Source organism: Streptomyces sp. 142MFCol3.1 (assembly GCF_000424945.1).
Classification (GTDB): domain Bacteria; phylum Actinomycetota; class Actinomycetes; order Streptomycetales; family Streptomycetaceae; genus Streptomyces; species Streptomyces siamensis.
This window is the reverse complement of record NZ_KE384280.1, coordinates 35,318-50,012: the sequence shown is the minus strand read 5'-3', so window position 1 is coordinate 50,012 and position 14,695 is coordinate 35,318. Positions and strand designations below refer to the sequence as shown.

General features: G+C 70.5%; 15 protein-coding genes. 8 read left to right on the top strand and 7 right to left on the bottom strand.

From position 1 onward, the window contains the following. Positions 1–251: 251 nt before the first annotated feature. Entirely contained in the window at positions 252–947 is a 696-nt protein-coding gene (locus tag H305_RS49145) for a DUF2293 domain-containing protein (protein WP_037767576.1), read from the bottom strand. Positions 948–1,094: 147 nt separating this feature from the next. On the opposite strand from H305_RS49145, the gene H305_RS0143860 reads away from it, so the two are divergent. The 3 genes from H305_RS0143860 to H305_RS0143850 all read left to right on the top strand — a co-directional run bounded on the left by H305_RS0143860 (position 1,095) and on the right by H305_RS0143850 (position 2,800). Then, the gene (locus H305_RS0143860) at positions 1,095–1,736 is read left to right on the top strand and encodes a uridine kinase (protein ID WP_037767573.1); all 642 of its coding nucleotides are present in this window, start codon (positions 1,095–1,097) and stop codon (positions 1,734–1,736) included. A gap of 68 nt (positions 1,737–1,804) precedes the next feature. Further along, the gene (locus tag H305_RS0143855) at positions 1,805–2,218 is read left to right on the top strand and encodes a PPOX class F420-dependent oxidoreductase (protein WP_028805986.1); all 414 of its coding nucleotides are present in this window, start codon (positions 1,805–1,807) and stop codon (positions 2,216–2,218) included. Positions 2,219–2,371: 153 nt separating this feature from the next. Further along, positions 2,372–2,800, top strand: a complete 429-nt coding sequence (locus H305_RS0143850; RefSeq protein ID WP_028805985.1) for a CBS domain-containing protein — start codon at positions 2,372–2,374, stop codon at positions 2,798–2,800. Positions 2,801–2,866: 66 nt separating this feature from the next. On the opposite strand, the gene corA is transcribed toward H305_RS0143850, so the two are convergent. Next, positions 2,867–3,994 (bottom strand): magnesium/cobalt transporter CorA, encoded by a 1,128-nt coding sequence (gene corA, locus H305_RS0143845; RefSeq protein ID WP_028805984.1) that lies wholly within the window; start codon positions 3,992–3,994, stop codon positions 2,867–2,869. Between the two features lie 386 nt (positions 3,995–4,380). Between corA and H305_RS0143840 the strand changes: the two genes are divergently transcribed. Next, positions 4,381–5,175 (top strand): class I SAM-dependent methyltransferase, encoded by a 795-nt coding sequence (locus H305_RS0143840; protein WP_028805983.1) that lies wholly within the window; start codon positions 4,381–4,383, stop codon positions 5,173–5,175. A gap of 31 nt (positions 5,176–5,206) precedes the next feature. On the opposite strand, the gene H305_RS0143835 is transcribed toward H305_RS0143840, so the two are convergent. After that, positions 5,207–6,166 carry a carbohydrate kinase family protein gene (locus H305_RS0143835; RefSeq protein WP_051371629.1) on the bottom strand — a complete coding sequence of 320 codons (960 nt, stop codon included), beginning with the start codon at positions 6,164–6,166 and terminating at the stop codon, positions 5,207–5,209. Then, positions 6,163–7,068, bottom strand: a complete 906-nt coding sequence (locus tag H305_RS0143830) for a pseudouridine-5'-phosphate glycosidase (RefSeq protein WP_028805981.1) — start codon at positions 7,066–7,068, stop codon at positions 6,163–6,165. The genes H305_RS0143835 and H305_RS0143830 overlap by 4 nt, the downstream gene beginning before the upstream one ends. 106 nt (positions 7,069–7,174) lie before the next feature. Between H305_RS0143830 and H305_RS0143825 the strand changes: the two genes are divergently transcribed. Together H305_RS0143825 and H305_RS0143820 are read left to right on the top strand one after the other, a co-directional pair. Beyond that, a complete protein-coding gene (locus H305_RS0143825; RefSeq protein ID WP_028805980.1) occupies positions 7,175–7,603 on the top strand; it encodes a VOC family protein in 429 nt (142 codons plus the stop codon). Positions 7,604–7,694: 91 nt separating this feature from the next. Beyond that, entirely contained in the window at positions 7,695–8,057 is a 363-nt protein-coding gene (locus H305_RS0143820; protein ID WP_028805979.1) for a cupin domain-containing protein, read from the top strand. 204 nt (positions 8,058–8,261) lie between these two features. Here H305_RS0143820 and H305_RS0143815 read toward each other — a convergent pair whose 3' ends face one another. The 3 genes from H305_RS0143815 to H305_RS0143805 all read right to left on the bottom strand — a co-directional run bounded on the left by H305_RS0143815 (position 8,262) and on the right by H305_RS0143805 (position 11,262). Further along, entirely contained in the window at positions 8,262–9,530 is a 1,269-nt protein-coding gene (locus tag H305_RS0143815; RefSeq protein ID WP_028805978.1) for an MFS transporter, read from the bottom strand. Between the two features lie 122 nt (positions 9,531–9,652). Beyond that, positions 9,653–10,207 (bottom strand): methylated-DNA--[protein]-cysteine S-methyltransferase, encoded by a 555-nt coding sequence (locus H305_RS0143810; RefSeq protein WP_028805977.1) that lies wholly within the window; start codon positions 10,205–10,207, stop codon positions 9,653–9,655. Between the two features lie 182 nt (positions 10,208–10,389). Continuing rightward, entirely contained in the window at positions 10,390–11,262 is an 873-nt protein-coding gene (locus tag H305_RS0143805; RefSeq protein WP_028805976.1) for a glycerophosphodiester phosphodiesterase, read from the bottom strand. Positions 11,263–11,541: 279 nt separating this feature from the next. Here H305_RS0143805 and H305_RS0143800 point away from each other — a divergent pair, with 279 nt between their 5' ends. Next, a complete protein-coding gene (locus H305_RS0143800) occupies positions 11,542–12,408 on the top strand; it encodes an MHYT domain-containing protein (protein WP_028805975.1) in 867 nt (288 codons plus the stop codon). 40 nt (positions 12,409–12,448) lie between these two features. Further along, on the top strand, positions 12,449–14,575 hold the full coding sequence (gene uvrB / locus H305_RS0143795) for an excinuclease ABC subunit UvrB (RefSeq protein ID WP_028805974.1): 2,127 nt from the start codon (positions 12,449–12,451) through the stop codon (positions 14,573–14,575). Positions 14,576–14,695: the final 120 nt, after the last annotated feature.

Sequence of the window (14,695 nt, the reverse complement as noted above, 5' to 3'; positions counted from 1 at the left end):
CCGTCAGCCGTCAGCCGTCAGCCGTCAGCCGTCAGCCGTCAGCCGTCAGCCGTGACCCGTGATCCGTGTTTCGTGGGCCGTGCCTCGTGGGCCGTGCCCCGTGATTTGTGACCCGCACCCGTGGCCGTGATTTGTGACCCGCACCCGTGACCCGCACCCGGGGGCCGTGACCCGGGGGCCGTGACCCGTGGGGCCGTGAGCTGTGGTCTCTGGGCCATGAGCCCTTGTGCCGCGCGCTGGGGCCACGCCCCTCACGCGTGAACCGTGCCCCCCTCGCGCCACGCGCCGAGCCGCGCCTCCACCACGGCCTCGATCCGGCGGCGTGCCTCGTGGCGTGGCACGCCGTCCATCAGCAACTGGTCGTACGACGTGTCCACGTGCCGTACGGACGCCCGGACCGCCGCGGTCACCGCGCCCTCCGACAGTGCACGGCCCGCCGCACTGCGCCCCACCCGCCCGCTTCCCCGCACCGAGGCGTGGCCGGCGATCACCCGTGCCCGGTCGGCCGGACAGTGCGGGAACAAACGACGTATCTCGCGTGCGAACGCGTCCGTGAACCGCACGTCCTCCCTCTCCCGCCGCCGCGCGTCCCGCACCCGGCGCCGCCTCCTCGCCTCCGCGTCGGCCAGACACCGCGCCTCGGCACGGGCGAGGGCTTCCTCCTCCACGAGCAGGCCCTGCCGTTCGTAGCGGCCACGCCGCCGGTTGAACCGCACCACCACCGCCGACAGCGCACTGCCCTCCCGCGACCTCCGCGTCAGCGCGGTGTCCCCACGCGGCAGGAAGACCAGGTGCCCGAGATCGGCACAGTCCAGGCACCGAGGTGTCCCCTCCTCCAGCACCAGCAGCGTCAGCGGTCCGGTCCGGCAGTCACCGCAGTGCCGCTTCTTGAGCGGCTGGACGACGAGAAGTGCGCTCCCTTGCAAGGGAGTTGTCATCGGTGCCATAGGCGGTTCCTTCCCCCCTTCGCCCCGTACGGAATGCGAGGGACGACGTCTTTCCCGGCCGAGTAGGTCCCCGGGCCGTATCGGCTGCTTCCGGAGCCCCGCCTCCGTCCCCGTCGGCCGACGAGAACCTCGCCCGCACGGGGCATCATGGCCTCTGTGCGACTCGAAGCGATCACCTGGGAACGGCTCGGCGATCTTCTCGCCGATCGCCTGCTCGACCTGAAGCCGGACGACGGCAGCCCGTGGCCGCGCATCGCCTTCGACGGAGCCCCCGCCGCCCGCCCCGGCGATCTCGCGCACCGCGTCTCCGAAGCGCTGCGCATACGCGGCCGTACCTCGCTCGTCGTCGGCACGGAGGGCTTCCTGCGCCCCGCCTCGCTCCGCCTCGAATACGGTCACCAGGACGCCGACAGCTACTACGACGGCTGGTTCGACACCGGCGCCCTGTGGCGAGAGGTCTTCGGCCCCCTGGATTCGGACGGCGACGGGCGCGTGCTGCCCGACCTCTGGGACCCCGTCAGAGACCGCGCCACCCGCAGCCCCTACGTACAACTCCCGCCCGGAGGAATCCTGTTGATGCATGGCCCCTTCCTCCTTCGCCACTGGTTCCCCTTCGACCTCAGCGTTCACGTGCTCCTTTCTCCGGGCGCCCTGCGACGCCGTTCCCCCGAGTCGGAGCGCTGGACCCTCCCCGCCTTCGCGCGCTACGAGGCCGAGGTGGATCCGGGTGCCGCGGCGGACCTCATGGTGCGCGCCGACGATCCGCGCCACCCGGCTTGGAACGGTTGAACGGTCATCCGCGGCCACTGAAGCGAAAGGGCTTTTATATGCACGCGCATGTAGTTAGCCTGTGGTCCATGACGACCCCAGCCGGCAGCCCGGCATCCTTCGACGACTCGGTCCGTGCCCTCCTCGACGGCAAGAACTTCGCCAGCGTCGCCACCCTGGGGCCCGGCGGCGCTCCGCAGAACTCCGTGGTGTGGATCAAGCGCGACGGCGACACCGTGCTCTTCTCCTCGACCGCCGGACGCCAGAAGGTGCGCAATCTCCGGCGCGACCCCCGCATCAGCCTCTCCGTCTTCGATCTCGCCAACCCCTACTCCTCGGTGGAGATCCGTGGTATCGCCGAGATCCTCCCCGACGACGCCAAGCGACTCCCGTACGAGCTCTCCCACAAGTACCTCGGGATCGACCCCCCGGCGGAGAAGGACGACGAGGTCCGCCTGATCATCCGCGTCGTCCCGCGGAAGGTCGTCGGCTTCTCCGCCTGATCCCGGGGCCACCGCGCGGGTGGGGGCTCCGCCAGTCGCCGGAAATCCCGAAGTTCCGGGTGCGTTCGTCCGGCGACGCGGCGAGAATTGAGGGCGCCGGGACTAGCGGTGCGTCCCGCGCCGCGCCGGCCGTCCGGCACTGGGAGGTACTTCATGACCACCGCCGGAGACATCATGCACCGCGGTGCCCAATGGATCCCCGCGCACGAGACCCTGGACCGCGCCGCCCAGCTGATGCGCGAGCTCAACGTGGGCGCCCTGCCCATCAGCGACGAGAACGAACGGCTCTGCGGCATTCTCACCGACCGCGACATCGTCGTCGGATGCGTGGCCAGGGGTCACGACCCGTCGAAGATCACCGCGGGAGACCTGGCCCAGGGCACACCGCGTTGGATCGATTCGAGCGCAGATGTCGACGAAGTGCTCCAGGAGATGAAGGGGCACCAGATCCGCCGGCTTCCCGTCATCGAGAACAAGCGGCTGGTCGGCATGATCAGCGAGGCGGACCTGGCCCAGCATCTGACGGACGAACAACTCGTCGCCTGGGTCGAGGGCGTCTACGCGAAGAGCCTGGCCGGCTGACACGGATGTCCAGTCGTCCCCGAGGGCGCACTCTCGTCCGGCCGGTCGTGCCGGGCGAGGGGCGTCTCAGAGCCAGCCGTTGCGCCTGAATCCTCGATACAGGACGACACAGGCGACGGACATCACGCCTATGACCAGGGGGTAGCCGAACCTCCAGTGCAGTTCCGGCATGTTGTCGAAGTTCATTCCGTAGACGCCGCAGACCATGGTCGGCACCGCGATGACCGCCGCCCATGCCGTGATCTTCCGCATGTCCTCGTTCTGCGACACGGTCACCTGCGCGAGGTGGGCCTGGAGGATCGAGTTGAGCAGTTCGTCGAAGGCTGCGATCTGCTCGGCGACGCGCGTCAGATGGTCGGAGACATCGCGGAAGTAGGCCTGTATCTCCGGGTCGACCACACGTATCGGCCGGGTGGCGAGCTCCTGGACGGGGCGTGCGAGAGGCGCCACCGCACGCTTCAGCTCCAGGAGTTCGCGCTTGAGCTGGTAGATGCGGCCCGCGTCCGCACGGGCTCCGTTGGGAGCGAACACATCGGCCTCGACCTGGTCGATGTCCGACTGGACCGAGTCCGTGACGCTCACATATTCGTCCACCACGTGGTCGGCGATCGCGTGCAGGACGGCCGCCGGTCCCTTGGACAGCTGCAGGCGGTCGGCCTCCAACTCCTCGCGCAACGGCCCCAGGGAGCCGTGCCGTCCGTGCCGCACCGTGATGACGAAGTCCGGTCCGACGAAGACCATGATCTCGCCGGTGTCGACCACTTCGCTGGTCGCCGTCAGTTCCATGTGCTCGACGTAGCAGACGGTCTTGAACACCGCGAACAGCGTGTCGCCGTACCGCTCCAGCTTCGGGCGCTGATGGGCTTCCACCGCGTCCTCGACGGCCAGCGGGTGCAGGTCGAAGAGTTCGGCGATGCCGGCGAACTCGCGATCCGTCGGCTGGTGCAGCCCGAGCCAGACGAAACCGTCCTCGTCCTTGCGGATCCGCTCCACGGTGTCGACCAGGTCGCGGCCGCCTGGGACTCTGGCGCCGTCCCGGTAGGCGACGCAGTTCACCACCGAGGAGCCCAGGGGAGACCGGGCGGGGTGGCTCAGGTCGACACGGGCACGCCGCCGTGTCAGCCGTGCCACCTTGCGGAGGCCGCCGACCGCGCCGAGGGTCGTCACCCTCCGCAGATTCCCTGCCATGGACATCTGGATCTCCTTGCGTGGATCTCCTCGCGCCGCACTATGCGCCTTGGCGCGCCAGTCTGCCAGCCCTGATCGGATGCCGGAAAAGCCTGTGGGAACGGAATATTCCGTTCCGTTGGGTGTGAGTGGGTAAGGGACCGTGCCGCCGGTCCGCGCAGGCGCCGACGAGTTGAGCGTCTCGGCATGTCGGCGAGACCGGGCCCGGTCGAGACCCGCGGGGACCTGCGGGGGGACGAGTGCCCGCGGGGCGCTCGTACATGCGGGCGGGTGGGCGAGGAGCGGCCCGTGGGCGCCGCGAGGGGGTCTCGCGGGTGGGAGCGGTCCCGCCGGTGCCGACGGCGGGAGCGTCGTCGATCCCCGGCAAGCCGGTCAACTGGGATGATCTCTCCATGACGCGAACCGACGGATACCTCCTCGACAACGGGCAGAACGAGGCGGGGCAGCGCTTCGACGCCTTCGCCGCCGTCTTCGACCCCACGACCTTCCGGCACTTCGAGAGCTTCGGCATCGGATCCGGCTGGCGCTGCTGGGAGGTCGGCGCGGGCGGCACGTCCGTGGTGTCCTGGCTCGCCAAGAAGGTCGGCCCGACCGGACAGGTCCTCGCCACCGACATCGACACCTCATGGGTGGCCTCGGCCGCGCGCTCGCCCGTCGAGGTCCGGGTCCACGACGTGGGTGCGGAGGAACCGCCGGGGGAGGGTTTCGACCTTGTGCACGCCCGACTCGTCCTGGTCCATGTGCCGGACCGGGAGCGGGCGTTGCGCTCGATGATCCGGGCCCTGCGGCCCGGCGGCCGACTCCTCGTCGAGGACGCCGACCCCGCCTTGCAGCCCCTGCTCTGCCCCGACGAGTACGGCCCCGAACAGCGGCTGGCGAACCGGCTGCGCAAGGGGTTCCGCAGTCTGCTCGCGGAGCGCGGCGCCGACCTCGCGTACGGGCGCAAGCTCCCGCGTCTGCTCCGCGAGGCCGGCCTGAGCGGCGTCGAGGCCGACGCGTACTTCCCCGTCGCCTCACCCGCCTGCACCGCGCTGGAGAAGGCGACGGTCCAGCAGATCCGCGACCGGCTGGTCGGCGCGGGCCTCGCCACCCACGAGGAGATCGACCAGCACCTCGCCAACGTCGCCTCCGGGAGCATGGACCTGGCGACGGCACCGATGATCTCGGCGTGGGGGCGCAAGAAGTAGCCGGCGCGGCCATCGTGCCGTCGCCGGCTGCTCATGGCCCTGGTCGGCCGCGGGCCGGAGGCCTGCCGCCGACCCGTTCGACCGCCCTCGCTCCCGCCGCGCACCCGTCCACGGCGGCCTCCTCGGGTTCCGCGCCCGCGAGCAGTGCGGCCAGGAACGCCCCGGTGAAGGCGTCCCCGGCACCCGTGGTGTCGCGAGGGGTCGCGGGCGCCGCCGGGACGCGGGCCAGGATGCGCCCCGAACGGGCCACCAGCGCTCCGTCGCCTCCCTGCTTCGCGACGACCAAGGGCAGGTGGTGGCTCAGCTTGGCCGCGGCGTCGGCCGGATCGGGCAGCCCGGTCAGCAGATGTGCCTCGGCACGGCTGGGCAGCAGGACGTCGATGCCCTCGACGAGTCCGAGGAAGCGGTCCACGCCCAGTTCGACGAGGAAACCCGCCGACGCCGGATCCAGACTCACCGGCACGCCACGCGCTCGTGCCGACTCCATCGCCACCGGCAACAGCGCCCTGCCAGGCTCGGAGAAGAGCAGGTATCCCGACAGGTGCAGCCGCGCCACACCGTCGAGGAGCGCTGACGACCAGTCGGCCGGTCCGAGCCGCAGGGACGCCCCGCTGTCCGTGAGGAACGTCCGCTCGGCCGCGGCGCCCCCGTCGACCAGACAGATCACCGTCCCGGTCGGTGACCGCGGATCCACGACCAGCAGCGGACGTACCCCGCAGGCGGCGAGCTCGCGTCCGTGCCACTCGGCCGCGTCCCTGCCCACCCGGCCGAGCAGTCGTACGTCCGGGCAGCCCCTATGCGCAGCCCAGCACGCGACGTTGGCGCCGGCCCCGCCCGGCAGGGTCCGGATCGCGGCAGCCGTGTCCGTGCCCGTGGTGAGCGGCCCCCGATGCCGGGCGACGACATCGGTGACCACGTCCCCGACGACCAGCAGCGCGCCCGCGGGGCTGGCGGAGCCCGGCCCGGAGTCCCCGCGGCCCGTCCCGTTCACACCCGGGCCCAGGCCGCCGCGATCCGCGCCGCGAGGCGTACGTTGCCGCGCACCGCGGCCAGATTGGCGCTCAGCGAGGCACCGTCGGTGTTCCGGACCAAGTAGTCCAGCAGGAACGGCGTCACCGCCTGCCCCGTCACCCCCTCTGCCTCGCACGCGTGCAGCGCGTCGGCGAGCACGCGCGCGTGGAGCCCTGGATCGAGCTGCTCCTCCTGGGGGACCGGGTTTGCCACGATGAGGGACGAGTCCGGGCCGTCCAGCGCGTCCTGCGCGCGCATGACCTCGGCGACCTGCTCGGGGGAGTCCAAGGTCCAGTCGACGGGATGACCGGAGTCCGACAGATAGAAGCCGGGGAACCGGTCCGTGCCGTACCCGGCCACCGCCACACCGAGCGTCTCCAGGCGCTGCAGGGTCGCGGGCACGTCCAGGATCGACTTCACGCCCGCGCACACCACCGTGATCCTGCTACGCGCCAGCAGGCCCAGGTCGGCGGACTCGTCGTGCGTCACCGTCCACTCCCGGTGCACCCCGCCCAGCCCGCCCGTGGCGAACACCCGCAGACCCGCTCGCGCGGCCAGCAGCGCCGTCGCGGACACCGTCGTCGCCCCGCTCGCGCCCGCCGCCATGGCGAGGGACAGGTCGCGGTGGCCCAGTTTGCGGATCCCGTCCTCGTTGGCGACCCGCTCCACCTGGCCCTTGTCCAGTCCCACGTGGGGCCGCCCGTCGAGCACCGCGATCGTCGCGGGTACCGCGCCCTCCTGCCGTACGGCCTCCTCCAGCTCCAGCGCGACCTGCAGATTGCGCGGGCGGGGCAGCCCGTGCGCGATGATCGTCGACTCCAGGGCCACCACCGGCCGGCGCGCGTCGAGCGCCTCTCGCACCTCTTCGGACACCACGATCACGCGTCTGCCTCCTGTCGGTCGAGGTTCCCCCGTATCTGGATCTCTGGCGGGCGGCGCACCCGGTCAAACTCTTGCGAGCCGCGCCGTACGCCACCAGCCTGGGGGCATGACGGACAACTCGACACGTCTCGACCATGTCGTCCTCTGGGTGCGCGACCCGGCCGCCGCGGCCGCTTTCTACGAGGACGCCGTCGGCCTGGAGCCCCTGATGGTCGCCGAGTACGCCGCGGGAAAGGCGTCCTTCCCCTCCGTGCGCGTCAACGAGGAGACCATCCTCGACCTGGCGCCGCTGTCCCTGGCGCAGTACATGAACATGGTCCCGGGCGGCACGGAGAGCGCCGGCCACCCGGTGAACCACGTCTGCCTGTCCTTCCCGGAGGACGAGTTCGACGCCCTGCGCGCCCGTCTGGAGGAACGGTCCGTCTCCGTCTCGGGCTTCTCCTACGACGCGTCCGGCGCCCGCGGGCCGGCCAAGCGCAGCTTCTACTTCCGCGACCCGGACGGAAACGTCTTCGAGGCCCGGCACTACGAGTAGTCCTGCTGGGCCCCTCGGCGAATCCGGCCGGTCGAGCGGCGGGGCACCCTCGTCGCCGCTCCCGACGACCCTGCCCTTAGGGTGACCGCCCATGACCACGAACACCGGGGCCACCCCGTCCTTCGCCGTGCACATCCCCGACGCCGAGCTCGAACCGGAGCCGCTGGACCCGGCCCAGATCGTCTCCGGCGAGCCGGTCGTGACGGGCAAGGTGCTGTGGGAGTCCCCCGACGGCAAGCAGCTGCGCGGCATCTGGCAGATCACGCCTGGCGTGGTGACCGACACCGAGGCGAACGAACTCTTCGTCGTGGTCGGCGGCCGCGCCACGATCGAGTTCGAGGGCGGCGACGTCATCGAGGTGGGCCCGGGCGACGCGGCGATCCTGCGCGAGGGCGACCGCACGACGTGGACCGTGCACGAGACGCTGCGCAAGGCGTACCACATCAGCCTTTGAAGGCATCGAAGCCCACGAAGGCCTCGAAGTCCTCGAAGGCAGCGAAGTCCTCGAAGGCAGCGAAGCGCTCGAAGGCAGCGAAGCCCTCGAAGCCTTAGCAGCTCTTGAAGACCCTGAAGCCCGGAAGCCCTGAGGCCCGAAGCCCAGAGCTTTCGCACGTCTGAAGGCATCTCAGGTGGGCTCGACGGCATCCGCCGGCCCGGCTCATCGACCGCGGCGGTTCCGGGTGAACAGCGCCAGGCCGGCCAATGGCACCAGAAGACAGGCGGCGGCGAGGTTCAGCCAGCCGTAGCCCGCCTGCGCGGCGACGACTCCGGCGGTCGCTCCACCGAGACCGGCCGCCGTGTTCATGGTCAGGTCGGACAGCCCTTGGGCCGCGGCCCGTGCCGCCTGCGGCACGGAGTCCGTGAGGAGGGCGGAGCCCGACACGAGCGCGGAAGACCAGCCGAGACCGAGCAGGAACAGTCCCAGCGCGGTCTGCTCATGGCGGGCACCCGCCGTCCCCGCGAGCAGCGTCGCCGCCGCCGTCAGGGCCACCGCGAGGGCTATCCCGGACAGCCTGCCGAGCCGGTCCGAGAGCCGCCCCATCAGCGGCGAGAACGCGTACATGCCCGCGATGTGTCCGCTGATCACCAGCCCGATCAGATCGATGCTCGCCCCGTGGTGCCCGAGGTCCACGGGAGTCATCGACATCACCGAGACCATGGCCGTGTGTGCGACCGCCACGGTCACGAGTGCCAGCCTGGCCCGCGGCGAGGCCGCGACGGCCGCGAACCCGGCCCGCAGCGAGCGCGCGTCGGCCGACCGCTCCTCGGCCGGTGCGAGCGCCCTGGCGGTCAGCAGCGGATCGGGCCGGAGCAGTACGGCCACCAGCAGCGCCGACACGAGGAACACGCCGGACGCCCACAGGAACGGTCCCGCCGCCTCGGGGATCCCGAGTCCCGAGACGCTGCGTCCGGCGGGCGCGGCGATGTTGGGGCCCAGCACCGCACCGATCGTCGTCGCCCACACCACGTTCGAGATGGCGCGGGCCCGCATCGTGGGCTCGGCCAGGTCGGCGGCGGCGAACCGCGCCTGCAGATTCGCCGAGGAGGCCGCGCCGAAACCGGCCATGCCGAGCAGCAGCAGCGGGAAGCTTCCGATGCTCGCGGCGACCACGACGACGCACGAGCCCGCCGCACCGACGAGATACCCCAGCACAAGGCCCGGCCGCCGTCCCCGCGCCGTCATCAGCGCCGCCAGCGGCACCGACAGCACCGCCGTACCGGTCACGGTCGCGGTCGGCGCCAGTCCGGACAGCGACTCGGTGCCGCTGACCTGTTGGGCCAGTACGGTGGCGAGCGCGATGCCGGTGGCGACGCCGAGCCCGCCCAGGATCTGACCGGCGATCAGCACGGCGGTGATGCGGCGGCGCAGCGCGGGTATCGCCTCGGCGGCGACGGGGGCGCCGGCCCGCCGCTCGACGGACGTCACGCGGGACACCGGGACGCGACGGAACAGGAAGCGGTACAGGATCTGGTCACCGGCGCAGTGTCCCAGCTCGCACCCCTGTACGAACATCCGCCGGAGGGCCCCGGTCAGCGGCGGTGCCGGCGTCAGAACAGCGGCTCCGGCAGCACGCCTTCCAGCGCGAGCAGTTTCCGCTTGGTCTCCAGGCCGCCCCCGAACCCGCCGATGCCGCCGCCGCTCTCGACCACCCGGTGGCAGGGCACCACGACCGGCAGCGGATTGGAGCCCATGGCCACGCCCACGGCCTGCGCCGCGCCCGGCTGGCCGACCCGTCCGGCCAGGTCGCCGTAGCCCACGACGGAGCCGTACGGCACGCCCGACGCGAGCTCGCGCAGCACCTGACGGTTGAACCCGGAGATCAGGGACCAGTCGAGCGGCAGCTCGAAGTCGTGCCGCTCGCCCGCGAAGTAAGCCGAGACCTGGCGTATCGCCTCCGCGAGCAGCGGGGACCCGGGTGCCTCGACGGGGTCGGTGCCCAGCCGGGACGCGAGCCGGTCGAGGGCCTTGTCGCGCACCGTGTCCGTGGCGTGGAACACGACGTTCACCAGGCCGGCGCGCGTCGCCGCGAGCAGCAGCGGGCCTATGTCCGTCCCGACGACGGTCCACACGACCTGTTGCCCGTACTGCCCGTGGCTGTCCATGTGCCCCACCGTACGGCCCGCCACTGACAATGCCCGTCGCGCCGACGGGCCGGCCGTGGTGTGGTCCCCGGTGCGCGTCCGCACCAGGGGCGGGGGAGTCGTCGTGGAGCCCGGGGCGGCACAGCGGCCGCGAGGGGCCCCGGAGGAGGAGACCGCCGCGCCGCCCTGAACGGGGAAGCCCCCTAGTCGTCCACCGCCTTGCGGACCACGTCGGGGGCGTTGGTGATGATCCCGTCGACGCCGAAGCCCGCCACCCGCCGGGCGCCGTCCTCGTCGTTCACGGTCCACGCGAAGGCCTTCATCGGCGTGCCGTGCGGGCCGCGGAACGCGTGGACCGCCGAGACGTAGCCGGAGGAGAGCGTGGTCCGATCCGAGTTGATCTGGTCGGCGAATCGCGCGTACTGCGGCAGCTGCGCCACCGACGGCGTGCCCAGGAAGGCCGTGCGGATGTCCGGGCGCAGGTCGTGCACCGTTCGCACACTGCCGGCGTTGAAGCTCTGCACGATCAGCCGGCCCGTGACGTGCGCCTTGTCGAGCCAGCCCTCGTTGCTCAGCAGCTTGAGGGTCTCCCGTTCGATGCCCGGGTAGAGCTGGGGGTTCTTGATCTCCAGAACGAGCTTCTGGTGGTTGTGCGCGACGCGGTCCATGTACTGCGTGAGCGTCGGCACGCGCGCGCCCGCGTACCGGGAGCCGAACCAGCTCCCGGCGTCCAGGCGGGCGATCTCGGCCGCGGTGAAGTCCCTGACGTTCCAGGGAGCTCTGTCCGGGTAGAGCTCCTCGACGTCGGTCGTGCGCGCCAGACCGGCGTCGTGGAGGACGACGAGTTCACCGTCCTTCGTGCGCTGGACGTCGTTCTCGACCCAGTCGAACCCCAGGTCGGCGGCCTTGTCGACGGCGGCCAGAGTGTTCTCGGGAGCGTAGGCGGAGGCGCCGCGGTGGGAGACGACGACCGGACCGGTCCCCTTGGACCCGGCGCGCGCGTGCGGGCTGGGCACTATCACAGCAGCGCCTCCAAGAAACGCGGCGGTCGTGGCGGCGGCTACGCGCGCGTACATGCGTCCTCCTCAGCATCGTGCGATCACGGACAGTACAAGAGTGACAGCAGAGAGTCATGAAGGTGGTGTGTGAGGTGGCCACAAATTGAATGGAGTTGCCCAAGTCCGCACACTGGCGCCGCACAGGTGCGGCGAGGCCGTGATTCTTTGCCGGAAAATCGTTCGACCATTCCGGTGGGAGTCATACTCTTCGCCTCGGCCCAGTCCGCTCGTGCGGTCCTGCGGGTGGGGGAATTTCAGGGCTTTTCAGGAGCAACACGGCGGGGAGGGCATCCGCGCATGCAGGGCACGGTCGACGGCTTCACTTACGGACTCGTCACACCGCTGGTGGCCTACCTCATGGCCTGCCTGGGCGGAGCGCTCGGACTTCGCTGCACCACCAGATCGATGCTGGTCGCCCGCTCCTGGCGGGCCGGCTGGCTCGCACTCGGCTCGGCCGCGATCGGCTCCGGCATCTGGACCATGCACTTCATCGCGATGATGGGATTCAGCGTCGAGCAGACGCCGGTCCACTACGACAGACCGACGACGTACGCGAGTCTGGGCGTTGCCATCGTGATGGTGGGCATCGGGATCTTCATCGTCGGCCACCGCGGTGCCAATGGGGCGGCGCTCTTCACAGGGGGCACGATCACCGGCCTCGGCGTGGCCTCGATGCACTATCTCGGCATGGCGGGCATGCGTTTGAACGGGAAACTCGAATACAACACTCTCACCGTCTCCGCCTCCGTCGTCATAGCCGTGGTCGCCGCCACAGCCGCCCTGTGGGCGGCGGGACAGGTCCGGGGATTTCTCTGGAGCGTGGGCGCGAGCCTCGTGATGGGACTGGCGGTGACCGGCATGCACTACACGGGCATGGCCGCCCTCAGCGTTCATCTGCACGGCACGTCCAGCACTCCCGGCGGGGACTCGGCCGCCGCCCTGCTCGCGCCCATGATGATCGGCCCGCTGGCCTTCCTGTGCCTCGCGGGCGTCGTCGTGATGTTCGATCCGCTGATGGTCATGGGCAAGCCCGACTGGACTCCCACGGAGAACCGGCCGGGTGTCCCGGCCCACACCGCGGTGCGGCGCACCGGCGGCCGGCCCCCGGTCCGTCCCGGGCGGGTCCGCGCAGAGCGGAGGTCACGCACCCCGCAGAACTGGTGATCGGACCCCGTTGTCAGTGCGGGGTCGTACGGTTGATTCCATGCGGCCCGTATCCAAGATCGAACGTTCGGTGGCGCCCTTCGAGGTCGTCAGCCCCTACCAGCCGAGTGGCGACCAGCCCACCGCCATCGCCGAGCTGGAGAAGCGCATCCGCGCAGGCGAGAAGGACGTCGTTCTCCTGGGCGCGACCGGCACGGGCAAGTCCGCCACCACGGCCTGGATGATCGAGAAACTCCAGCGCCCCACCCTGGTGATGGCTCCGAACAAGACCCTGGCCGCCCAGCTGGCGAACGAGTTCCGCGAACTCCTCCCGAACAACGCGGTCGAGTACTTCGTCTCGTACTACGACTACTACCAGCCCGAGGCGTACGTCCCGCAGTCGGACACCTACATCGAGAAGGACTCCTCGATCAACGAGGAGGTGGAGCGTCTGCGCCACTCCGCGACCAACTCGCTGCTGACCCGCCGTGACGTCGTCGTGGTCGCCTCGGTCTCCTGTATCTACGGCCTCGGTACGCCGCAGGAGTACGTGGACCGCATGGTCGCGCTCAAGGTCGGCGACGAGATCGACCGGGACGACCTGCTGCGCCGCTTCGTCGACATCCAGTACACACGCAATGACGTGGCGTTCGCCCGGGGCACCTTCCGGGTCCGCGGCGACACCATCGAGATCTTCCCCGTGTACGAGGAGCTCGCGGTCCGCATCGAGATGTTCGGTGACGAGATCGAGGCCCTGTCCACGCTGCACCCGCTCACCGGTGAGGTCATCAGCGACGACGACCAGCTCTACGTGTTCCCCGCCTCGCACTACGTGGCGGGCCCCGAACGCATGGAGCGCGCGGTCAACGACATCGAGAAGGAGCTGGAGGAGCGCCTCGCCGAGCTGGAGAAGCAGGGCAAGCTCCTGGAGGCCCAGCGCCTGCGCATGCGCACCACGTACGACCTCGAGATGCTCCGCCAGATCGGCTCCTGCTCCGGCGTGGAGAACTACTCGATGCACTTCGACGGCCGTGAGCCCGGCTCCCCGCCCAACACGCTGCTCGACTACTTCCCGGACGACTTCCTGCTCGTCATCGACGAGTCGCATGTGACCGTGCCCCAGATCGGTGCCATGTACGAGGGCGACGCCTCCCGCAAGCGCACGCTCGTGGATCACGGTTTCCGGCTCCCGTCGGCCCTGGACAACCGCCCTCTGAAGTGGGAGGAGTTTCAGGAGCGTATCGGGCAGACGGTGTACCTCTCGGCGACCCCGGGGCAGTACGAGCTCTCCCGTTCGGACGGCCAGGTCGAGCAGATCATCCGGCCCACCGGCCTCGTCGACCCACAGGTCGTGGTCAAGCCCACCGAAGGGCAGATCGACGACCTGGTGCACGAGATCCGCACGCGTGTCGAGACGGACGAGCGAGTCCTGGTCACCACGCTCACCAAGAAGATGGCCGAGGACCTCACCGACTACTTCCTGGAGCTCGGCATCCAGGTGCGCTATCTGCACAGCGACGTCGACACCCTGCGCCGTGTCGAGTTGCTGCGCGAGCTGCGCGCCGGAGAGTACGACGTCCTCGTCGGCATCAACCTGCTCCGTGAGGGGCTGGACCTGCCCGAGGTCTCCCTCGTGGCGATCCTCGACGCCGACAAGGAGGGCTTCCTGCGCTCCGGGACCTCACTGATCCAGACGATCGGCCGCGCGGCGCGCAACGTGTCCGGGCAGGTCCACATGTACGCCGACAAGATCACTCCGGCGATGGAGAAGGCCATCGACGAGACCAACCGTCGCCGGGAGAAGCAGATCGCCTACAACAAGGAAAGAGGCATCGACCCGCAGCCCCTCCGCAAGAAGATCAACGACATCGTGGCGCAGATCGCCCGCGAGGACGTCGACACGGAGCAGCTGCTCGGCTCGGGCTACCGCAAGTCGAAGGACGGCAAGGGCGCCAAGGCGCCGGTCCCCGCGCTCGGAAAGGCCGCCAAGACGGCCAAGGGCAAGGCCAAGGAGACGGTGCCCACGGACCGGCCCGCGGCGGAACTCACCGAGCAGATCGAGGAGCTGACGGAGCGGATGCGTGCCGCGGCAGCCGACCTCCAGTTCGAGATCGCGGCCCGGCTGCGCGACGAGGTCTCCGAGATGAAGAAGGAGCTGCGGCAGATGAAGGAAGCGGGCCTGGTCTGACGCTCCTGCCGAGGCGCCGGACCTCGGGACATGCGCACTGTGTTGCAAGACCGACACAAAGTGCGCCCCAGGGTTCGGCGCTGTCCGTGCCCCTGCGTAGGGTTCTGGTCATCCGCGGAC